General features: G+C 64.1%; 21 protein-coding genes. 8 read left to right on the plus strand and 13 right to left on the minus strand.

What is annotated here, in order from left to right; all coding sequences use genetic code 11:
* Nucleotides 1-2: 2 nt before the first annotated feature.
* From E6P07_RS11635 to surE, 10 genes are all read right to left on the minus strand, one after another.
* Complete coding sequence (locus E6P07_RS11635) at nucleotides 3-2,534, minus strand: heavy metal translocating P-type ATPase (RefSeq protein ID WP_153975760.1); 2,532 nt, start codon at nucleotides 2,532-2,534, stop codon at nucleotides 3-5.
* Between the two features lie 23 nt (nucleotides 2,535-2,557).
* On the minus strand, nucleotides 2,558-3,085 hold the full coding sequence (locus tag E6P07_RS11640) for a FixH family protein (RefSeq protein WP_153975761.1): 528 nt from the start codon (nucleotides 3,083-3,085) through the stop codon (nucleotides 2,558-2,560).
* 37 nt (nucleotides 3,086-3,122) lie between these two features.
* Nucleotides 3,123-4,562: a cytochrome c oxidase accessory protein CcoG gene (gene ccoG / locus E6P07_RS11645; RefSeq protein ID WP_153975762.1), complete on the minus strand. Its 1,440-nt coding sequence runs from the start codon at nucleotides 4,560-4,562 to the stop codon at nucleotides 3,123-3,125.
* A gap of 18 nt (nucleotides 4,563-4,580) precedes the next feature.
* Entirely contained in the window at nucleotides 4,581-5,480 is a 900-nt protein-coding gene (gene ccoP, locus E6P07_RS11650) for a cytochrome-c oxidase, cbb3-type subunit III (RefSeq protein ID WP_153975763.1), read from the minus strand.
* The gene (locus E6P07_RS11655; RefSeq protein ID WP_153975764.1) at nucleotides 5,467-5,679 is read right to left on the minus strand and encodes a cbb3-type cytochrome c oxidase subunit 3; all 213 of its coding nucleotides are present in this window, start codon (nucleotides 5,677-5,679) and stop codon (nucleotides 5,467-5,469) included. The genes ccoP and E6P07_RS11655 overlap by 14 nt, the downstream gene beginning before the upstream one ends.
* Nucleotides 5,672-6,472 carry a cytochrome-c oxidase, cbb3-type subunit II gene (ccoO, locus tag E6P07_RS11660; RefSeq protein WP_153975765.1) on the minus strand — a complete coding sequence of 267 codons (801 nt, stop codon included), beginning with the start codon at nucleotides 6,470-6,472 and terminating at the stop codon, nucleotides 5,672-5,674. The genes E6P07_RS11655 and ccoO overlap by 8 nt, the downstream gene beginning before the upstream one ends.
* A gap of 15 nt (nucleotides 6,473-6,487) precedes the next feature.
* Nucleotides 6,488-7,921, minus strand: a complete 1,434-nt coding sequence (gene ccoN, locus E6P07_RS11665; RefSeq protein ID WP_153975766.1) for a cytochrome-c oxidase, cbb3-type subunit I — start codon at nucleotides 7,919-7,921, stop codon at nucleotides 6,488-6,490.
* Between the two features lie 140 nt (nucleotides 7,922-8,061).
* Complete coding sequence (gene rpoS / locus E6P07_RS11670) at nucleotides 8,062-9,075, minus strand: RNA polymerase sigma factor RpoS (RefSeq protein ID WP_211363117.1); 1,014 nt, start codon at nucleotides 9,073-9,075, stop codon at nucleotides 8,062-8,064.
* Nucleotides 9,076-9,151: 76 nt separating this feature from the next.
* On the minus strand, nucleotides 9,152-9,820 hold the full coding sequence (locus E6P07_RS11675) for a protein-L-isoaspartate(D-aspartate) O-methyltransferase (protein WP_153975768.1): 669 nt from the start codon (nucleotides 9,818-9,820) through the stop codon (nucleotides 9,152-9,154).
* A complete protein-coding gene (gene surE, locus E6P07_RS11680; RefSeq protein ID WP_153975769.1) occupies nucleotides 9,820-10,569 on the minus strand; it encodes a 5'/3'-nucleotidase SurE in 750 nt (249 codons plus the stop codon). Before surE ends, E6P07_RS11675 begins: the two co-directional genes overlap by 1 nt.
* Nucleotides 10,570-10,706: 137 nt before the next feature.
* On the opposite strand from surE, the gene E6P07_RS11685 reads away from it, so the two are divergent.
* Nucleotides 10,707-11,267, plus strand: coding sequence for a Smr/MutS family protein (locus tag E6P07_RS11685; protein WP_153975770.1), 561 nt, complete (start codon nucleotides 10,707-10,709; stop codon nucleotides 11,265-11,267).
* Between the two features lie 126 nt (nucleotides 11,268-11,393).
* Nucleotides 11,394-12,221 carry a prolipoprotein diacylglyceryl transferase gene (gene lgt, locus E6P07_RS11690; protein WP_153975771.1) on the plus strand — a complete coding sequence of 276 codons (828 nt, stop codon included), beginning with the start codon at nucleotides 11,394-11,396 and terminating at the stop codon, nucleotides 12,219-12,221.
* A 63-nt stretch (nucleotides 12,222-12,284) separates the two neighbouring features.
* On the opposite strand, the gene rpsT is transcribed toward lgt, so the two are convergent.
* Entirely contained in the window at nucleotides 12,285-12,548 is a 264-nt protein-coding gene (gene rpsT, locus E6P07_RS11695; protein ID WP_153975772.1) for a 30S ribosomal protein S20, read from the minus strand.
* A gap of 200 nt (nucleotides 12,549-12,748) precedes the next feature.
* Between rpsT and murJ the strand changes: the two genes are divergently transcribed.
* Nucleotides 12,749-14,284 carry a murein biosynthesis integral membrane protein MurJ gene (gene murJ, locus E6P07_RS11700; RefSeq protein WP_153975773.1) on the plus strand — a complete coding sequence of 512 codons (1,536 nt, stop codon included), beginning with the start codon at nucleotides 12,749-12,751 and terminating at the stop codon, nucleotides 14,282-14,284.
* Between the two features lie 52 nt (nucleotides 14,285-14,336).
* Here the strand turns inward: murJ and parE are convergent, their stop codons facing one another.
* Nucleotides 14,337-16,229 (minus strand): DNA topoisomerase IV subunit B, encoded by a 1,893-nt coding sequence (gene parE, locus E6P07_RS11705; RefSeq protein WP_153975774.1) that lies wholly within the window; start codon nucleotides 16,227-16,229, stop codon nucleotides 14,337-14,339.
* Between the two features lie 133 nt (nucleotides 16,230-16,362).
* On the opposite strand from parE, the gene E6P07_RS11710 reads away from it, so the two are divergent.
* The 5 genes from E6P07_RS11710 to cysZ all read left to right on the plus strand — a co-directional run bounded on the left by E6P07_RS11710 (nucleotide 16,363) and on the right by cysZ (nucleotide 20,477).
* Nucleotides 16,363-16,605, plus strand: coding sequence for an exodeoxyribonuclease VII small subunit (locus E6P07_RS11710; protein ID WP_153975775.1), 243 nt, complete (start codon nucleotides 16,363-16,365; stop codon nucleotides 16,603-16,605).
* Nucleotides 16,598-17,491 (plus strand): (2E,6E)-farnesyl diphosphate synthase, encoded by an 894-nt coding sequence (ispA, locus tag E6P07_RS11715; protein ID WP_153975776.1) that lies wholly within the window; start codon nucleotides 16,598-16,600, stop codon nucleotides 17,489-17,491. Before E6P07_RS11710 ends, ispA begins: the two co-directional genes overlap by 8 nt.
* Nucleotides 17,492-17,582: 91 nt before the next feature.
* Nucleotides 17,583-18,434 carry a GTP cyclohydrolase FolE2 gene (gene folE2, locus E6P07_RS11720; protein WP_153975777.1) on the plus strand — a complete coding sequence of 284 codons (852 nt, stop codon included), beginning with the start codon at nucleotides 17,583-17,585 and terminating at the stop codon, nucleotides 18,432-18,434.
* 26 nt (nucleotides 18,435-18,460) lie between these two features.
* Nucleotides 18,461-19,198 (plus strand): alpha/beta fold hydrolase, encoded by a 738-nt coding sequence (locus E6P07_RS11725; RefSeq protein WP_246173012.1) that lies wholly within the window; start codon nucleotides 18,461-18,463, stop codon nucleotides 19,196-19,198.
* Between the two features lie 82 nt (nucleotides 19,199-19,280).
* On the plus strand, nucleotides 19,281-20,477 hold the full coding sequence (cysZ, locus tag E6P07_RS11730; RefSeq protein ID WP_153975779.1) for a sulfate transporter CysZ: 1,197 nt from the start codon (nucleotides 19,281-19,283) through the stop codon (nucleotides 20,475-20,477).
* On the opposite strand, the gene E6P07_RS11735 is transcribed toward cysZ, so the two are convergent.
* Nucleotides 20,458-21,189, minus strand: a complete 732-nt coding sequence (locus tag E6P07_RS11735; RefSeq protein ID WP_153975780.1) for a class I SAM-dependent methyltransferase — start codon at nucleotides 21,187-21,189, stop codon at nucleotides 20,458-20,460. The genes cysZ and E6P07_RS11735 overlap by 20 nt on opposite strands.
* Nucleotides 21,190-21,263 lie beyond the last annotated feature (74 nt).

The following is a 21,263-nucleotide window of genomic DNA, read 5'->3' on the forward strand; positions in this document are numbered from 1 at the left end:
CGCTAGGATGGGATTGGAGCCGCCGGTGAATCCGAGACCGATCGGATCGGGGGCAAGCGCTCACCGGACGACTTGAAGAGCGCGCCGAGCCGTGCCGAGTTGCCGATCACCGCCAGACTGCTCAGCGGCATGGAGATGGCCGCGATCAGGGGGGTGACGACGCCGGCCATGGCCAGAGGCACCATGATCAGATTATAAAGGATCGAAAGGGCGATGTTCTGGCGGATGACGGCCAGGGTACGGCGCGCGAGCTCGATCGCCTCCAGCACCCGCTCTAACGCGCTCGACATGAGCACGATGTCGGCGCCGGCGATCGAGACATCCGTGCCGCTGCCCATGGCGATGCCGACATCGGCACGCACCAGGGCCGGGGCGTCGTTGACGCCGTCGCCCACCATCGCGACCGGTTGGCCAGTGCGCTGAAGCTCGGTGATGACACGGGCCTTGTCCTCGGGCAGGACCTCGGCGATCAATTCGACCGGGCCGAGGCGGCGGGCGATGCGCTCGGCGGCGGCGCGGCGGTCGCCCGTCAGCAGGGTGACGCGAAGCCCCCGATCGAACAGACGCGCGACCACGGCCTCGGCCCCCGGACGCAGACGATCCTCCACACCCAGCCTTAGGCGCAGACGACCATCGATCGCACCAAGGATTCGTCCGTCCGGCGCGGCGGTCGACTCGGGCTCCGATGGTAAGGCGATACCCTGACGTGCAAGCCATTCCGCGCGCCCGATGGCGACGGCACGCCCCGCGACCCGCCCGGCGATGCCCAGGCCCGGCTCGACCTCGACCGCCTCCACCCTCAACCCACCGGGGTCGATCCCGGCTTGCTCGCACAGCCTCAACACCGCCCTGGCCGCCGGATGCTCCGACAGCCGCTCCAGTGCGCCGATCAACCGCAAATCGGCACGCTGGTCCTCGCTCAGGACCGGCGAATCGGGGTCGAGCCTGCGCCACTCGGCCTCGGCCCCGGCGATCGCCACCACCACCGGGCGCCCCTCGGTCAGGGTGCCGGTCTTGTCGAAGACCAGATGCCGGATGCTCGACAATCGCTCCAGCACGGCCCCATTCTTGATCAGGATGCCGCGCGCCGCGCCCAGGCCCGAGGCGACCGCGACCGCCATGGGCGTGGCCAGACCGAAGGCACAGGGACAGGTGATGATGAGCACGGCAGTGGCCGCGGTCAGGGCGCGCTCCAGATCGACCTGGACCCAGAGCACGAAGGTCAGGGCCGCCAACCCCAGGGTCGCGGCGACGAACCAGGGTACGCTGCGGTCGGCCAGACGTTGGATGGGCGCACGGCTGGCCTGTGCCTCCTCGACCAGCCGGATGATGCGTCCGAGCCTGGTCGCGGCAAGCAGCCCCGTGATCCGGACGCAGAGCACCCCTGCCCCATTGATGGTGCCGGCCGAGACCCGATCGCCAAGGGTCTTGGGCACCGGACGCGACTCGCCGGTCAGCATGGACTCATCGACGCTGCTCTGTCCATCCAGGATCTCGCCATCGACCGGGATGCGCTCGCCGGGGCGCACCAGCACCCAGTCACCGATGGCGAGTGCGCGGATCGGCACCAGCTCCTCACCGCCGTCGTCCTGGAGTCGGGTGGCGACCCTGGGTTGGAGATCGAACAACCGCTGGGTCGCGGCCACCGCGCGCCGGCGCGAACCGGCCTCCAGATAGCGCCCGACCAGGATCACGAACAGAAAATTGACCACTGTGTCCCAGTAGACCGCGCCGCGCTCGGGGCCACCGAGCGTCACATAGAGCGAATAGCCATAGGTGACACTGACCCCGATGGCGATCGGCAGATCCATGCTCAGATGACCCGAGCGCAGACCCGACCAGGCGCCACGGTAGAAGGGCGCGCCCGAATAGAGGATGGTTGGCGTGGCGAGCAGGAAGCCGAGCCAGTGGAAGAGCGCGCGGAACTCACCCTGATCCGCCCCGCTGTAGAGCGCGATCGAGACCCACAGCAGGTTCATCATGGCGAATCCGGCCCAGGCGAGCCGGAACAGCAGGGCGCGATTCTCGCGCGCGAGGGCGCCCTCGGCAGCGTCCGGGTCGAAGGGTGTAGCGGCATAGCCCAGATCCGCGAGCCGGCGCAGGATGCGCGAGAGCGGCAGCCGGCCATTGTCCCAACGCACCCGCAACCGGCGTCCGGTGAGATTGACCCGCGCCTCCGCGACGCCCGGGAGCGACTGGAGTCCGCGCTCGATCAGCCAGACACAGGCCGCACAGTGGATGCCCTCGACCAGCAGGTTGATCTCGCGGTCCTCGCCAGCAACGTCGGTGAATTCCTCCTGCACCGCGTCCAGATCGAAGAGGCTGAGATCCTTGGGCGGCTCGGGCGGTGGGGCGAGCAAGAGGCCTTCAGGGGTGCGGCGGTAGAAGCCCTCCAGCCCGGCGGCATGGATGGCCAGACAGACCGACTTGCAGCCGGTGCAGCAGAAGGCGCGCTCGGCGCCGGCGACCTCAGCCGTCTCGCGCGCGCCGGCGGCGATCGGCAGACCGCAGTGGAAACAGGACCCCTCATCCACCAACAGGACCCCTCATCCACCGTCTAGGGGGCCCCGACCCTGAGGCGTTCACTGATGCTGAACTCGTCTGCGCCCAGACGCGCGACGATCAGGGTGTCCCAGACGCCGATCAGCGGAAAGGCGGTCTCGACCCCATAGCGCCCGCGCCCCTCGCGGTTCATGGTCAGGCTGAAGTCGCGCGCGGCATCCGAAGGCCGGTAGGCATGGAAGGTGACGGCCTCGGGATCGACCGGCTGACCGGCGCGATCGACGAAGAAGACACGGATGGACGCGGTCTGACCGACCTGCAGCGACGCCGGGATGTCGGCCCGGATCAGCCAGCCTGGATCGCGTGCCTGACGGGTCAGGACGGTTCGCTCATAGTTTCGCCCACGCTCGTAGTAGTCGGCATTGACCAGACCCGGATTGGTCGCAAAGGCCAGATAGACCATGACCAGATTGACACCCAGCACTAGGGCGACGAGCCCGATCCAGCCGAGCACCCACGGATTGCGCAGGGCCGCGTTGGGCTGGAGATGGACCCGGAGACGGGTTTGGATGGGGGTCATCATCGACGCTAGACCTCGTGTTGCTGTGCGTTTCTGCCCCTCAGTCAGAGCGCGGTTCAGGGCCGACGAAGACGCTCTCGCGCTCGGTCACGGCCAGCTCACCCGTAGCACGTTCGGCCTCGATCCGGAAGACGATCGGCTGCTGCTCGGCTTCGAGCGCCTCACGCGGGATCCGCACGAACACGGTCGCCGGCGTCACGCCGCCCGGCCTCGCCTCGATCGGCGGCTCGGCACCGACGAGCCTCAAGTCGTCATGCCCCTTGGCGCGAATCCTCACTGCCAGCGGCTCATGGGTCTTGTTGAGGATCTTGAGGGTGTATTTGTTCTGGATCGAACCATCGCTCTGGAGCACGAACAGCGGCGCACGCTCATGCAACACCCGCAGTTCGAGCGGGTCGAGCGCGGTCAGGCCATGGAGGATGCCGAACAGCGACAGCCCCAGGATGAGGACATAGACCCAGATCCTTGGGCGCAGCCACAACCCCCGGGTCGAGCGACCCTCCAGCTCGTCGAGCGAGGCATAGCGGATGAGTCCGCGCGGACGACCGATCTTGTCCATGACCTGATCACAGGCATCGATGCAAAGCGCACAGGTGATGCAGCCCTCCTGCTGACCGCGCCGGATATCGACCCCGGTCGGACAGACGGCCACGCACTGATTGCAATCGATGCAATCGCCTGTGGTGCGCGTCCCCTCGTCCGTCCGCCTGAGCCGAGCGCGCGGTTCGCCACGCCGCCCATCATAGGTCGGCACGATGGTCGAGCGGTCGAGCATCACGCCCTGGATGCGCGCATAGGGACAGAGCCAGAAACAGGTCTGCTCGCGTAGGAATCCAGCCAGGACATAGGTCCCGACCGTGAAGAGCGCGACCGTGACATAGGCCGCGCCATTGGCCTGACCGGTGAAGAAGGTCCGCCACAGCGTCGGCGCATCGGTGAACCAGGCCACGAAGCTAAATCCGGTCAGAACGCCGATCAGGAGCCAGAGACCATGCTTGATCGTGCGAACTTTGAGCTTCTCCAGGGACATCGGCGCCGCGTCGAGCTTACGCCGTGCCGCCGGCGGACCCTCCAGCCGCTCCTCGATCCAGGTGAAGACATCGGTCCAGACCGTCTGGAAACAGAAGAACCCGCACCAGACCCGCCCGGCGAGCGCCGTCATCACCGCCAGCAGGATGGCGAAGAACAGCAGCAGCAGCGACAGCATCCAGAAGTCCTGCGGCAGCACCGTGACCGAGAACAGGTGGTATTGACGGTTGGGGATGTCAAACAGCACCGCCTGCCGACCGTCCCAACGCAGATAGGGGCCGAGCAGATAGATCAGCCACACCGAGGCCAGGGCCCACTTGATGGTCCGCCAGCGCCCCGGGATGCGTTTGGCATGGATGGTCTGGCCGCCGGCATTGACGTGCCAGTCGTCGGCCTCGGCGTAGAGCGCGTCGACTGAGACCGGCGCGGTCGATTCAGGAGGGGTGTTCAATTGGACCACACCCGGACGTCACCTCCCGCCGCCGAGCGAGTGGACATAGACGACCAGCTTCTTGATGTCCTGTGCACTGAGCTTGCCGGCAGGTTGGGCAAAGGCGGGCATCACGGCGCTACGGCTCTCGGGGACGTCCTTCTGGTTGACGCCATAGAGGATGGTGTGACGCGCACTCTCGAAACCGCCTGGCTCGAAGCGCCAGATGCCGTCGCGCAGATTGGCCGCACCCACGCCGATGAAGTCGCCATTGGGCAGATCGACCACATGCCCATTGGCGGTCTGACCATGACAGGCCACGCAGCCCTTGGAGCGGAATAGGTTCCAGCCGGCCTCGCTCCCACCCTCGCCGCCGGTCTCGGCCATCGCCACCACCCAGTGGGCGAGCGTATCGACCTCGGCCTCGGTGAGCATGGTCTGGTGCGCCGGCATCAACGACTGACGCCCGCCCGTGATGGTCTCGGTGAGCTTGGCGGTGGTACCACCATAGAGCCAGTCGTCGTCGGCAAGCACCGGATAGCCCGGATTGCCCTGCCCGCCGCTGCCGTGACAGGCGGCGCAGTTGTCGCCGAACAGCACCTTGGCCGAGGCCAGGGTGTATTGCTTCAACCCAGGATCGGCCAGGATCTGATCGGCGCTGAGGTCGCGAATCCGATCCTCGAACTCGGCGCGCTTGGCCTCGATGCGTGCGAGGCCCTGCTCGTACTCCTTGATCTGGGTCCAGCCGAGCAGTCCGCGATTGGGCCCCTCGCCGAGCGGCCAGGTCGGATAGAGGATCGAGTAACCGATGACCCAGAGGATCGACAGCCAGAACCCCTGCATCCACCAGCGCGGCGGTGGATTCTTCAGCTCGCGGATGTTGTCGTCCCAGACATGCCCGGTGTTGTTCTCGCCTGGAAAGGGGTTAGGATCGGCCATCGCGCTCTCCGGAGGGCGGATCGTCCTCGAATGGGATGTGCTTCCTGGATTCGAGCGACTCCCGGTTCTTGGGACGAAAGACCTGAAAATAGGCCAGGATCATCAGCAAGAAGATGACGACGGTCAGGAGGGTGCCGATCCAGTCATTGACCGTCATCGCCTCCCAATCGGTCGCGAAATACTCGGCGAGTCTATTCACGATAGGCCTTGGCGTCATCGAGCTTGACCATGGTACCGAGCACCTGGAGATAGGCGACCAGGGCATCCATCTCGGTCTTGCCCTCGAGCAGGAACTCGGCCGCCGCGATGTCGGCGTCGGTGTAGGGCACGCCGATGCGCCGCAGGCCTTCCATGTGGCGCTGCATCCGCGAGCCGGTACCTGCCGGCCAGAGCGTGAAGCCGAACACCCGCAGCGACATGTCCGGATCAGCCGCCGTCTCGTCGAGCCAGGGATAGCTGGGCATGACCGACTCGGGTACAAGCGAGCGCGGATCACGTAGATGCCGGCGCTGCCAGTCGTCTGAATACTTGCCACCGACCCGCGCCAGATCCGGGCCGGTGCGCTTCGAGCCCCATTGGAAGGGGTGATCGAACATGGACTCGGAGGCGAGCGAATAGTGACCGTAGCGCTCTTTCTCGTCGCGGAAGGGCCGGATCATCTGCGAATGGCAGAGATAGCAGCCCTCGCGTTGATAGATGTCGCGTCCGGCCAGCTCCAGCGCTGTATAGGGCCGGACCCCATCGCCTGGCCTCCAGTTCCACTGGACCTTGCCGGTCTCATCCCGGGTGACGATGGGTTCCTGGCCCGCCTTGTCCCAGACGATCTCGGGGAAGGCATGGTGCTCCATCGTGCCCTTCAGATAGAAGAGCGGCACGATCTCGACCAGCCCACCGACCGAGAGCACCAGGGCGGTGACGATCAGCAGGCCCCAGATGTTGACCTCCAGCCATTCCTGGACGCCCTTGACGCAAACCCTGGCCCTGTCGCTCATGCTTGGTCCCTCGCTTCAGGCCAGGGCCGGGAGGGCGCGCGCCTGTTGCAGACGACCCTCGACGATGGATTTGCGCACGGTCATGAGCACATTGAACAGCATCACCGCCGCACCGAACAGGAACAACCCGCCACCGAGGGCGCGCATGGCGTAGTAGGGATGCATGGCATCGACCGACTCGACGAAGGTATAGGCCAGGGTGCCGTACTCGTCATAGGCGCGCCACATCAGACCCTGCATGATCCCCGACACCCACATGGCGACGATGTAGATCGCGGTGCCGATGGTTGCGGTCCAGAAATGCAGATTGATCAGGCGCTCAGAGAACATCTCGGTGTGATAGAGCCGCGTCATCAGATGGTAGATGGCCCCGATCGAGATCCCGGCCACCCAGCCGAGTGCACCCGAGTGCACATGGCCGATGGTCCAGTCGGTGTAATGCGAGAGGGCGTTGACGCTCTTGAGCGCCATGACCGGCCCCTCGAAGGTCGACATGGCATAGAAGGCGAGCGCCATGATCAGGAAGCGCAGCACATAGTCCGTGCGCAGCCGATCCCAGGCACCCGAGAGCGTCATCATGCCATTCACAGCCCCACCCCAGGACGGGATGATCATGGCGAGCGAGATCGCCGCCCCCAGCGAGCCGGTCCAGTCCGGCAGCGCCGTGTATTGCAGATGATGCGCACCGAGCCAGACATAGCCGAACATCAGGGCCCAGAAGTGGATCACCGACAGTCGGTAGGAATAGACCGGGCGCCCGGCCTGCTTGGGGACGAAGTAGTACATGATGCCGAGGAAGCCGGCGGTCAGATAGAAGCCGACCGCGTTGTGCCCCCACCACCACTGGATCATGGCGTCCTGCACCCCAGAGAAGATCGAGTAGGACTTAAAGAGCCCGACCGGGATCGCCAGGCTGTTTACGACATGCAGATAGGTGATCATGATCATCATGCCGAGGAAGAACCAGTTCGACACATAGATGTGCGAGGACTTGCGGTTGGCGATGGTCATGATGAAGTTGATCGTGAAGGAGAGCCAGACGACGGCGATCAGGATATCGATCGGCCACTCCAGCTCGGCGTATTCTTTCGATTGGGTCAGACCCAGGGGCAGCGTCAACACCGCGAGCAGGATGACCGCGTTCCAGCCCCAGAAGGTAAAGCGCGCCAGCGTGTCGCTCCAGAGTCGCACCCCACAAGTGCGCTGGACCGAGTAGAAGGCGGTGGCCATCAGGGTACAGCCGCCGAAGGCAAAGATGACGGTGTTGGTGTGCAGCGGACGCAGTCGTCCGAAGGAGAGATAGGGGCTGTCGAAGTTCAGGGCCGGCCAGGCCAGTTCCGCGGCGATATAGACACCGAAGGCCGCGCCCAGCACCAGATAGACCACGGCCATGATCGTGAACCAGCGCACGATCTCGAAGTTGTACTTCTGCTCCAGACTGGTCTGCATGGACCCTCCAGAAACCATTGGATACAGCCTTGAGGCAAGGAGGCCATCCGGCCTGGAATCGGCGCGTATCGAACCGGCGGCACCGATCGGTGAATCTCAATGGATCGCGCGCAGAAAGTCAACCCGCGAATCATCAAGGTCTATTTGAAGAACGACTCGACCGAAAACCCTTCGCTTTTGAGGATATCGCGCAGTCGGCGCAGCGCATCCATCTGGATCTGACGCACCCGCTCACGGGTGACGCCCAGCTCACGCGCCACGCTTTCGAGCGTCGAGTTCTCGTAGCCGTGCAGACCGAAGCGCCGCTCGATCACCTCGCGCTGCTTGTCGTTGAGCAGACCGAGCCAATGCTCGATGTTGACCTGGATGTCCTCGTCCTGGATGCGCTCGGTGGGGTCGCTTGACCCATCGTCCTGGAGCATGTCGAGCAACGGCTTGTCGGCGTCCTTGCTATAGGGCGTATCGACCGAGGTGATGCGCTCGTTGAGGCCCAGTATGCGCTTGACCTCGTTGATCGGACGGTCGAGCAACTGGGCGATGTCCTCGGAGGTCGGATCGTGGTCCAGGCTCTGCGCGAGCTGGCGCGCGGCCTTGAGATAGAGGTTGATCTCCTTGACCACATGGATCGGCAGACGCACGGTGCGCGTCTGGTTCATGATGGCGCGCTCGATGGTCTGACGGATCCACCAGGTCGCATAGGTCGAGAAACGAAAGCCACGCTCGGGGTCGAACTTCTCGACCGCTCGGATCAACCCAAGATTGCCCTCCTCGATCAGGTCCAACAACGGTAGGCCGCGATTGAGATAACGGCGTGCGATCTTGACTACCAGCCGCAGGTTACTCACGATCATGCGTTGCCGCGCCGCGTTGTCGCCGGCCTGGGCGCGGCGGGCGAGCTGGATCTCTTCCTCGGCGGTCAGGAGCCTGGACTCGCCGATCTCATTGAGATAGATCCGGGTCGCATCGAAATCGGCCTCGGCCGCGTCGATGGGGTGTTCTCCGGAAAGGCTCGACAAGTCGCCGTCGAGCCCATTGAGATCATCGTCCGAACCATCGGGCAGGATGGAACCCAAATCCTCGTCCAGCGACGACAAGGACTCGCTGTCGATCTCGGGTAGATTATCGGGGATCTCGCGGTCTTTGGCGCTCGACATCCACATCCTCCGCAACGGGACGAAGCTAGACGATGATACGGTTTTTACTCAGGCGAGGCGTCCAGGGGCAAGCTTCTCAAGCGACCCCGGCCAGCAGGGGGACGAAGCTGGCCGGTTCCAGGATCTCGTGACCAAAACCGCCGCGCGCCAGCCGCACCAACCGTACCAGGTGTTGGCGCGGCCCCTCACCGATCGGCAGCACCATGAGGCCGCCAGGCGCAAGCTGTTCGGCGAGTGCGCGCGGGATGCCGCGCGGGGCGGCCGTCAAGATGATGGCCTGATAGGGCGCGTACTCGGGCCAACCCTGAGCACCGTCGCCGTGGCGATAGCGCACATTGCGTATCTTCAGCGCATCGAGCCGTTCCTGGGCGCGTTCAAACAGATCGCCGACGCGCTCGACGGTATAGACACGCCGCACCAGTGAGGCAAGCACGGCGGTCTGGAATCCCGAGCCGGTGCCGATCTCAAGCACGGTATCGGGTGTACCATGCTCCAGCAATGCCTGAGTCATGCGCGCCACGGTATAGGGCTGAGAGAGGGTCTGGCCATGTCCGATCGGCAACGCCAAATCCTCGTAGGCACGACTGGCGAGCGCCTCGTCGACGAACAGATGACGCGGCAGCGTGCGCATCACGCGCAACACCTCGGACGAGTCGATCCCAGCATCGATCAAACGCTGGATCAGACGCTCGCGGGCGCGTCTGGAGGTCATACCGATGCCCGGATCGAGCGTGGTCAGGGTCATCAAAGACACCCGGTCAGCCAGGAACCAAGCGACTCCAGAACAGAATGACGGGTTAGATCGATCTGAAGCGGGGTGATCGAAACGAACCCTGAGCGCACGGCGTCGAAATCCGTGCCCGGACCCGCGTCCTGCTCGGGACCGGCCGGACCGATCCAGTAGATGGTCTGGCCGCGCGGATCGCGCGCCTCGACCACGGACTCGGCCTTGTGCCGATGTCCCAGCCGCGTGGCCTTGAACCCCTGGAGCTCGGCATAGGGCCGATCCGGGACATTGACGTTAAGGATGATGCTGGATTCGAGCGGATCGCAACACAGACGCTCGACCAATCGAACCGCCACGCGCGCGGCGGTGTCGAGGTGCCGGGGCGCGCTCGTGGTCATAGAGATTGCAATCGAGGGCAGTCCCAAGAACCGCCCCTCGGTGGCGGCGGCCACTGTCCCGGAGTAAAGCACGTCGTCGCCCAAATTCGGCCCATGATTGATGCCGGAGACCACGATGTCTGGGTCGATCGCTGGTAATCCGGTGAGCGCCAGGTGCACACAGTCGGTCGGCGTGCCGTCAACCTGGATGAAGCCGTTGGGCATGCGCCGAGCGCGCAGGGGTCGGTCGAGCGTAAGTGAGTTGCTCGCTCCGCTGCGGTCGCGATCCGGGGCCACGACCACCACCTCGCCTAAGGCCGTCAGGGCCCCGGCCAACACGATCAAACCGGGTGACTGATAGCCGTCATCATTGCTGACAAGGATTTGCATTGTTTCTTTGAGCGACTCTTGATGGCCCTAGGGATCATACTCTAAGGACTTCGATCGGACATCCCGACAGTGTCGACCGACCTGGGGACGGCTATACTCGCGTTCCAAGCCTGCCCAGACAGCCCCGGATCCAGCTCATGAAAACCAGACTCCAGGACGCCGACCGCCAGCTCTTCCGTAAACAGGTCGAGGATGCCGAGCCGTTGTCGTTCGAGAGTTCCGAACCCTTTCGCCGTCGTCCACCGCCGGTACCGCGTCCACGCCCGATCGAAGCGCCGGTGGGTGACGAGCGCATCGCGCTCGCCGAATCCGAGGTCGAGACCCACGACTATCTGTTCTTCGCACGTCCAGGCGTCCAGAACAGGGTACTCGCCGATCTTCAGCGCGGGGCCTTTCCGATCGGATTGGAGGTCGACCTGCACGGACTCCAGGTCGAGCACGCGCGCCAGATCCTGGCCGAATTCCTCAGCGAATGTCTGCATCGGCGGGTGCGTTGCGCGCGCATCATCCATGGCAAGGGCCTTGGCTCCAGCGGACGCGCCCCCGTGCTCAAACGCAAGGTCAACTATTGGCTCAGGCTTTATGATCAGGTGTTGGCCTTCTGCTCGGCGACCAGCCGCGACGGCGGAACCGGGGCGGTCTATGTGCTGCTGCGTAACCCCAACAAGAACAAAGCATCCAGGGCACGCCTGGACTGAGCGGAGACGCTGACCCTGCCTGTGGCCTCGACGTATCGATGAGGCCGCTGACCCTAAGCTGCCGGACCTCGACTTCGCCGCCCTGGTCCGCTTCTTTGCCACCACGCCGTGATATCATCCGCGACCATGCTGACCTATCCCGACATCGACCCCATCGCCCTTACCCTTGGCCCGCTCAGGGTCCATTGGTATGGGCTCATGTATCTGATCGGCTTCATACTGGCCTGGTGGCTCGGGCGCTGGCGCGCGCACCGCCCCGAATCCGGCTGGACGGCGGAGATGGTCGATGACCTCATCTTCTATGGTGTCCTCGGCGTCATCGTCGGCGGGCGGCTCGGCTATATGCTGTTCTATGGCTTCGATCGCATCCTGGACAACCCGCTGAATCTGTTCAAGGTCTGGGAGGGCGGTATGTCCTTCCACGGCGGACTGATCGGCGTCATAGTGACGATTTGGTTGTTTGCCCGCCGTCATGATCGCCACTTCTTCCAGGTCTCGGATTTTCTCGCGCCCCTAGTGCCGCCCGGGCTACTGGCCGGAAGGATCGGCAATTTCATCAATGGTGAGCTCTGGGGGCATCGCACCGAGCTGCCCTGGGGCGTCCGGCTCCCCTGCGAGCGTTTTCCGCGTCAGTGTCTCGATCAGCCGCCCGACAGCCTGCTGAGTCCGGCCGTGCATGCCTCTCAGCTCTACGAGGCCGCGCTCGAAGGGCTAGCGCTGTTCGTCATCCTCTGGATCTTCTCCAGCCGTCCACGTCCGACGATGGCGGTTTCGGGTCTCTTCCTGCTCGGCTACGGCGTGTTCCGCTTCCTGGTCGAGTTCGTGCGCGAACCCGATGCGCATATCGGCTATCTGGCCTTCGGATGGCTGACCATGGGACAGCTCCTGTCGCTGCCGATGGTGGTGGGGGGCGGGCTGCTGCTCGTCCTGGCCTATCGTCCACGAGCCACCTGAATGGCTCGACGACCGAGCAGACACAAAAAACCGGCCTCAAGCCGGTTTTTTGTGTCTTCACGATCAGGGCATGGCCTTGATGTGGGCGTTCAGACGGCTCTTGTGGCGTGCGGCCTTGTTGGCATGGATCAGGCCCTTGCGTGCGGCGCGGTCGATGCGCGGCACGGCCTCTTTGAACGCCTGAACGGCCGCTTCCTTGTCCTCGGCATGGATCGCCTTGATCACCTTCTTGATGAAGGTGCGAAGGGCGCTGCGCTGAGCCATGTTACGCTGACGACGGGCTTCCGCCTGACGGGCGCGCTTGCGCGCTTGAGGTGAGTTAGCCAACTGAGTCTCCTGAGAAATTCGATGTCTGACGCGGTCGATTGTATCTAAAACCAGGAAACCGCGTTGAGGGCCGGACGCCAATTATTAAGCGGGCCATACCGAACGCAGTCTTTGAAGAGTTGAAGTATTTCTGAGCGGATCGCGATTGTCAATTACAATTGGCGTTTTTCTTAATCTTTAAGTCGCCTTATTTAAGATCCATGGCCTCGCTGATCGCCTCGTTTGCCAAGGTGGGGGGCGGAACACTGTCGTCGCGTATGCTGGGATTCGTGCGGGATCTGACCATTGCGCGTGTGTTCGGTGCCGATGCCGCGAGCGATGCCTTCTTCGTCGCCTTCAAGATCCCCAACTTCGCCCGCCGGTTGTTTGCCGAGGGCGCACTGTCGATGGCACTGGTGCCAGTGCTCAACGAGCATCGCCAGCGACAGGGGCTGCCGGCGCTCAAGTCCTTCGTCGATGACCTAACGGGTACACTGGCCGCTGCACTGCTGCTGATCACCGGACTCGGGATTCTGGCCGCACCGCTGCTGATCCTGGTCTTTGCGCCTGGCTTTGGCGCAGACACCGATCAGCTCGCGCTGGCCACGACGCTGCTGCGGCTCACCCTGCCCTATGTGTTCTTCGTCACGCTCACTGCGCTGGCTGCTGCCGTACTCAATACTTACGAGCGTTTTGGGGTGCCGGCCTTCACGCCGGCGCTGCTCAACATCGTCCTGATCAGTTGTGCGCTGTGGTTGGCACCCTTGCTGGAGATGCCAATCCTGGCGCTGGCCTGGGGCGTGCTCGTGGCCGGACTGGTGCAACTGGTGTTTCAGCTGCCCTTTTTGGCGCAAATCGGGTTGTTACCGCGACCGCGCTTCAAACCACGCGACCCAGGTGTGATCCTCGTCTTCCGACGTCTGGGGCCAGGGGTACTGGGCGTGTCCGTGGGCCAGATCAGCCTACTGCTCGATACCCTGCTCGCCTCGGTGCTTGTGACCGGCAGTATCTCCTGGCTCTATTACTCAGATCGGCTCATGGAACTGCCGCTCGGCCTACTGGGCGTGGCCTTGGGCACGGTGATCCTGCCGCGTCTATCGCAACGTGAGGCGGCGCAGGATCCCGAACGCTTCTCAGAGACGCTGGACTGGGCCTTGCGGTGGGCACTGCTGCTCGGCCTGCCGGCGGCAGTCGGACTGCTGGTGCTGGCCGAGCCGGTGATGGCGACGCTGTTTTTATCGTCCGAATTCGGCGCGGAGGATGTCACCCGGGCGGCGCACTCGCTCATGGCCTATGCGCTCGGTATCCCCGCCTTTCTGGCGATCAAGGTGCTGGTGCCCGGCTATTACGCCCGACAGGACGTGCGCACGCCGGTGCGACTGGCGCTGATCGCGCTCGGTGTCGGGCTGGTGGTGCATCTGTTGGTCATGGTGCCGATGGGACATGCCGGGCTGGCGCTTGCAACGGCCTTGACGGCGGCGCTCAATGCCGTCCTGCTGCTGCGTGGACTGAAGCGCTCGGGCATCTATCGGCGCCACCCAGGCTGGGCACGCCTGCTCGGTCAGACATCGCTCGCCAGTCTGAGTATGGGCCTGATACTCCATTGGGGTGTTGGAGCAAGGTCTGATTGGCTTCAGACGAACACCTGGACGCAGGTTCTGGATCTGACAGGCTGGATTCTAGCGGGTGGATTGGTTTATTTGATGCTTTTGCTCATCACCGGACTAAGACCAGGTGATCTGAGCGAGTGTGTCTGATGGTCAGACACCCTGTCCATTCCACGAGGCCTCTCCATCGAATCGCACCGGGTCAAGACACCTCGGCCAGATCCCCTTTCTCCTGCAACCAGGCCCGCCGATCCGCCGCGCGCTTCTTGGCCAGCAGGCGATCGAGCAGCTCGTCGGTTGCATACGCATCCTCGAGTGTGAGCTGCACCAGCCGGCGCGTATCTGGATGGATGGTGGTCTCGCGTAGCTGGGCCGGGTTCATCTCGCCCAACCCTTTGAAGCGTTGTACATTGACCCGGCCCTGGATCTTCTCGGCAGCGATGCGGTCGAGGATGCCCCGCTTTTCGTCGTCATCGAGCGCGTAATAGACCTGTTTGCCGACATCGATGCGATAGAGCGGCGGCATGGCGACATAGACATGCCCCTCGGCGACCAGGCGTCGGAAGTGCTTGACGAAGAGCGCACACAGCAGGGTGGCGATATGGGCCCCGTCCGAGTCGGCATCGGCCAGGATACAGATCTTGCCGAAGCGTAGTCGGCTCAGATCATCGCTGCCCGGATCGACCCCGATGGCCACGGCGATATCTTGGACCTCCTGGGAGGCCAATACCTCCTCCGGTGCGACCTCCCAAGTATTGAGGATCTTGCCCCTGAGCGGCAGGATGGCCTGGAACTCGCGGTCGCGCGCCTGCTTGGCCGAGCCGCCGGCCGAATCGCCCTCGACCAGGAACAACTCGGTACGCTCGGGATCGGTCGCGGTACAGTCGGCGAGCTTGCCGGGGAGCGCCGGACCGCCCTGAGTCGGCTTCTTGCGCGTGACCATCCGCTCGGTCCTTAGTCGCGCCTGGGCGGCGCTGATCGCCAGCTCGGCGATGCGCTCGCCCTCGGCCACATGCTGGTTGAGCCACAGGCTGAGCGAGTCCTTGATCACACCCGAGACGAAGGCCGCACACTCGCGCGAAGACAGCCGTTCCTTGGTCTGACCGGAGAACTGGGGGTCGAGCAGCTTGACCGAAAGGATGTAACTGACACGGCCCCAGACATCCTCCGGTGCCAGCTTGACCCCGCGCGGTAGCAGATTACGGAACTCGCAGAACTCGCGCACCGCCTCGGTCAGCCCGCTGCGCAGACCATTGACATGGGTGCCGCCCTGAATCGTTGGGATCAGATTGACATAGCTCTCGGCGATGGGTTCACCCCCCTCGGGGAGCCAGACCAGCGCCCAGCTCACCGCCTCGGTGCGTCCCTCCAGGTCGCCGACGAAGGGCGTGCTCGGCAAGGTCTCGACCCCGTTCAATGATTGGAGCAGATAGCCCTGGAGCCCGTCCTGATAGCACCACACCTGCTCCTCGCCGCTGGTCTCATCGCGAAAACGCACCTCCAGCCCCGGACAGAGCACGGCCTTGGCCTGGAGCAGATGGGTCAGTGAACGCACGGCGAATTTGGGTGAGTCAAAATACCTGGAATCGGGCCAGAACCTCAGCCGGGTGCCGGTATCATGGCGCTTGACCGTGCCGACGATATCCAGATCGCTGACCTTGTTACCATCCCTGAAGGCCATGTTGTATTCCTGGCCGCCGCGCTTGACCCAGACCTCCAGATGGCGCGAGAGGGCATTGACGACCGAGACCCCTACCCCGTGCAGACCGCCCGAGAAGCGGTAGTGGTCCGAGTTGAACTTGCCGCCGGCGTGGAGCTTGGTCAGGATGACCTCGACTCCAGGGCGCCCCTCCTGCGGATGGATGTCGACCGGCATCCCGCGTCCGTCGTCCTCGACCTCCAGCGAGCCGTCGGCATGGAGCGTCACCGAAATGCGCTTGGCATGGCCGGCCAGGGCCTCATCGACACTGTTGTCGATGACCTCCTGAGCCAGATGGTTGGGACGGCTGGTGTCGGTGTACATCCCGGGGCGCTTGCGCACCGGGTCGAGTCCCTGGAGGACCTCGATGGCTGAGGCATCGTACTGGCCGGTCATGGACGCGTGGATCTTTACTTATGCAAGAGACGGGATGGGTTGAATCCAACTGGGGTTGCCGGAGCGCTCGCCCCGGTTTGACCGTTCAGGCGGGCTAAGGTACCGTACCTGTAAACCCGGATTCAAACCCCCGATGAAACAACCCAAGACCCCGCCCCAACCCTCGTTCGAGCAGTCACTGACCGAGCTGGAAGCCATCGTCGATGCCCTGGAGCAGGGCGAGATGACGCTTGAGGACTCGCTTGCGGCCTTCGAACGCGGCATCGGTCTGACTCGCCTCTGTCAACAGGCGCTGGAGGCCGCCGAACAACGGGTGCGGATCCTCACCGACCCCCGGCCAGACGCCGAGCCAGAGCCATTCGACGCCCATGACTGATCACACCCTGGATGAATTTCGCACGCGCTGCACCGCGCGCGTCGAGAGCGCGCTCGACCAGATCCTTCCGCCTGTGAGCGTGCAGCCGTCGCGCCTGCACGAGGCCATGCGCTATACGGTGCTGGCGGGGGGCAAGCGGATCCGCCCGCTGCTCGCCTATGCCGCCGGCGAGGCGCTCGGACTCAAGACCGCCCTGCTCGACTCCCCGGCCTGCGCCCTCGAGATGATCCATGCCTATTCGCTGATCCACGACGATCTGCCGGCCATGGACGACGACGACCTGCGTCGTGGTCGTCCGACCTGTCATCGCGCCTTCGACGAGGCCACGGCGATCCTGGCCGGCGATGCCCTCCAGACCCTGGCCTTCCAAACCCTGGCCGAGGCACCTGGGCTGAGCGCCGAGGCGCGCGTCGCCATGGTCGGGGCACTCGCCCGTGCCAGCGGGGCACGCGGCATGGTCGGCGGTCAAGCGATGGACCTCGAGGCCGAGGGCAGACCGCTCGATCTGGTGCAGTTGGAGAATATCCATATCCACAAGACCGGGGCACTGATTCGCGCCTCGGTGCAGATGGGCGTGTTGGCGTATGGCGGACTCGACGCCGACCGGGCCGATCGCTTGGATCATTACGCCAAGTGTCTAGGGCTGGCGTTCCAGATCCAGGATGACGTACTCGATGTCGAGGGTGACACCGCCCAGATTGGCAAGACCGCCGGGCGCGACCAGGCGCTCAACAAGGCCACCTATCCGGCCCTGGTCGGTCTGGCCGAGGCCAAGGCCATGGCCCATCAGCTCATCACCGAGGCCATCGAGTCGGTCGCCATCTTCGGCGAACGTGCCCAGCCGTTGACCTGGATCGCCAAGGCACTCCTGGGGCGTAAGAATTGACCACTCGAACACCCTGCAGGGTCCGACTTGTCCAAGCCACTTGCTGCCCCTACCTAGCGGCCATCCGTATCACGACGATGACACAACCCTCATGGACTCACTGATCAACTCGCTTGCTTCGACCATCAAAGGCCGCGAGATCGCAGACGTCCAGCGTAGCCTGGATACCCGTCACATCGCCATCGACAAGGTTGGAATCAAGGATATCCGCCATCCGGTGCGGGTGCTCGACCGCAGCGGTACCGAACAACATACGGTGGCGACCTTCAACATGTACGTCTATCTCCCACATGACTTCAAGGGTACGCACATGTCGCGCTTCGTGGAGATCCTCAATCGCCACGAGCGCGAGATCAGCGTCTCGACCTTCAAGGTCATGCTCAGCGAGATGACCGAGCGTCTGGAGTCCGAGGCCGGCCACATCGAGATGCGCTTTCCCTTCTTTATCAACAAGAAGGCGCCGGTCTCGGGTGTCGAGAGCCTGCTCGACTATGAGGTCACTTTCATCGGCGAGATCCGCCATGGTCAGCCGCACATGGAGCTTAGGGTCACTGTGCCCGTCACCAGCCTCTGTCCCTGCTCCAAGGAGATCTCGGACTTCGGCGCCCACAATCAGCGCTCGCACGTCACGGTCCAGGTGCGCATGGAGCGCTTCATGTGGCTCGAAGAGCTGATCGAGCTGATCGAGCGCGAGGCCTCCTGTGAACTCTATGGCCTACTCAAGCGCCCGGATGAGAAGTTCGTCACCGAGCGCGCCTACAACAACCCCAAGTTTGTCGAGGACATCGTGCGCGACGTGGCCAAGCGGCTGAACGCAGACGATCGCATCCTCGCCTATCGGGTCGAGGCCGAGAACTTCGAATCGATCCACAACCATTCGGCCTATGCCATGATCGAGCGCGACAAGGCCACCGAGCTCAGCCCCTTGGGTACCGCGCCCTGAGTCCGGACGAACCCCGTTGTCTGCTGCTGCACGGCTTTACCGGCGGCGGGGCCGACTGGTCGAGCGTCTTTCCTGAGGATCCGGAGCGGCTGGCGGTCGATCTGCCGGGGCATCTGACGTGTCCGGGTCCAACCGGCGAGTATCTCGATGTGATCCGGGCACTGCTCGACAGGCTGCCGACGAGCATCGACCGGGTCATCGGCTACTCGCTCGGCGGACGGATCGCGCTCAGCCTGATCCAGCTCGCGCCCGAGCGTTTTCGTTTGGCCGCAATCATCTCGGCCCATCCCGGATTGCTTGACCCAGACCTGCGCAAACAGCGGCGCTCGGACGATCAGGTCTGGATCCGGCTGCTGCGCGACCAGGGCATCGAAGCCTTCGTTGCGGCCTGGGAGCACCAGCCGCTGTTTAAGACCCAGGCGCGGCTTGCGCCCGAGATCCTGGCACGCCAGCGCGCGCGGCGTCTGAGTCACAGCCCCGAAGGACTGGCCAGTGCGCTCGAGCGGCTCGGACTGGGCGAGATGCCCGCCACCTGGGAGGCGCTTGCGCGCTATCAAGGTCGGCTCGACTGGATCGTCGGCGGCGAGGATCGGCGCTTCCAGACAATCGCGCACGCGGTCGTGGCACATCGTCCCGCCACCCGACTCCATGTCCTGAAGGGTGTCGGCCACAATCCGCTGCTAGAGGCCCCCGAACGGCTGCGCGCCTGTCTGGAACGCTCGCTCCAACCGACGCCAGACGCGCACAGGATCTCGATCGCTTAGAATCACCAAACTCCTTTGCGCCCTGCGCATCGTCGCAGTTCAAATCCCCCAACCAACGCCTAACCTGTTTGCACTAAATCCTATGTCCAACCATCCCATCGCCGGGGTCGGTTATCTCTTGCAGGGCCTGAGCCTCATCGCCCGCCCCGGCATCAAGCGTTTCGTCCTCGTCCCGTTGCTACTGAATCTGCTGATCTTCTCGGCGGCCATCTATGTCGGCATCGGTCAATTCGAGGGACTGATGCAGCTCATGGAATCCAGACTGCCCACCTGGCTGGGATGGCTTGACTGGATCATCTGGCCGCTGTTCATCCTGCTGTTGTTCATCATCGTCTTCTATACCTTCGGTCTGGTCGCCAATCTGATCGCTGCGCCCTTCAATGGGCTGCTGGCCGAGAAGGTCGAGTTGCTGCTCACCGGGCGCCCCATCGCCCAGGAAGGCGATTACGCCCGCCTCCTGGCCGAGCTGGGTCCGACCCTGCTCGATGAGCTACGCAAGCTCGCCTATGCCCTGCTGTGGGCGATCCCCTTTCTACTGCTGCTGCTGATACCCTTGGTCGGGCCTGTACTCTGGTTCCTCTATACGGCCTGGATGCTGGCAGTCGAGTACAGCGACTATCCGATGGGCAATCACGGTCTCAGGTTCGCCGAGATGCGCCGGCGGCTAAGCGAGCGGCGCTGGCTGAGCCTGGGCTTCGGCGCGGCAGTGGCTGGGATGTCGATGGTGCCGGTGCTCAATTTTCTGCTGATGCCGGTCGCGGTGGCGGGTGCCACGGCCATGTGGGTGCGTGAATTCCGCTCGCCCAATGGGTATCAGGGGCCGCATCAGTCGCGGGTGGCCACACACTACATCCTGCTGACCATCGACCATCTCTCAGGATACATGGACGGCGAGATCCGCGCCGGGCCGCTTGCCGGGCGCACGCTCGCGGCAACCGAGACCAGCGAACTGCTCGGTCTGCTCGATCTCTGCTATCGCACCGACGCCGAGTCGGCCGAGGCCCTGGAGGTCTATCTGACCCACGAGCGCGGTCAGCGCATTCAGGGGCCGAGGCCACACCCGGGGCACGCAGGCGCGCCGCCGCCATCCGATCGACCTGGTATGGACGAAAACGAGGCGCGCGCCATCCTGGGGCTTGCGCCCGAGGCGGGTGCAGACGAGATCCAGGCCGCCCATCGGCGCCTGATCCAACGTCTCCACCCGGATCGCGGCGGCTCGGACTATCTGGCCGCCAAGGTCAACGAGGCCAAGCGGGTGCTCATGGCGTCGCGTCTCTGACGCGCAGCAGATCGACGCGATGCGGCTTGAGGAACCGCGCGCCCTCTGGGGTCAGGTGACCCTCGAAGGCGGCGCGGACCTCGGCCAGACGCGCCGCATCGAGATCGTGCTCGGTGTGGGTGACCTGGATGAAGCGCTCGGCGAAGGCCTCCCAGCTCGGATAGACGCCCTCCGATTGGTAGAATACCTGATGCTCCCAGCGGAACTGCCCCCGGGCGACCGCGCGCTCGATCGCGGCATAGGCCGCGGCGCGCACCAGGCGCTCATCATGGATGAGGCGCATGACGGCATTGAACGCCCCCCAATACACGGGTTCCGAGATATAGACATAGCCACCCGGCACCAGCACCCGCCGGATTTCAGCGAGGGCCTGATCCATGAGCGCGACCGGGACATGGTGCAGCGACTTGAACAAAAACACGCCGTCATAGGTCGCATCCGGGTCGGCGATCGACTCGGCGCCGCCGAACCGAAACTCGACATTGGGCAGGTCGCGAATGGCGAGATTCTTCTGATGCTGGATGCGATCGACCTCGGTCGCCGTCACCTGGCGTGCACCCAGCCGGGTCGCGAGCAGCCGCGTCATCCAGGCGGCGCCACAGCCCAGTTCCAGCACTCGGCGTCCCTTGACCTCGACCAGCTCCTCGACCACCTGGATCTCGTCGCAGGTGCGATAGGCACTGGGGTCGGTCTCGATCATCTGTCTCGACATGATGGCCTCGTCCAATTCTGAATTTCAGGGATACGACACCTTATTCGATGCTTATCGCACTGATCCATCCCTTA

This window comes from Thermochromatium tepidum ATCC 43061, from assembly GCF_009664085.1.
Classification (GTDB): Bacteria; Pseudomonadota; Gammaproteobacteria; order Chromatiales; family Chromatiaceae; genus Thermochromatium; species Thermochromatium tepidum.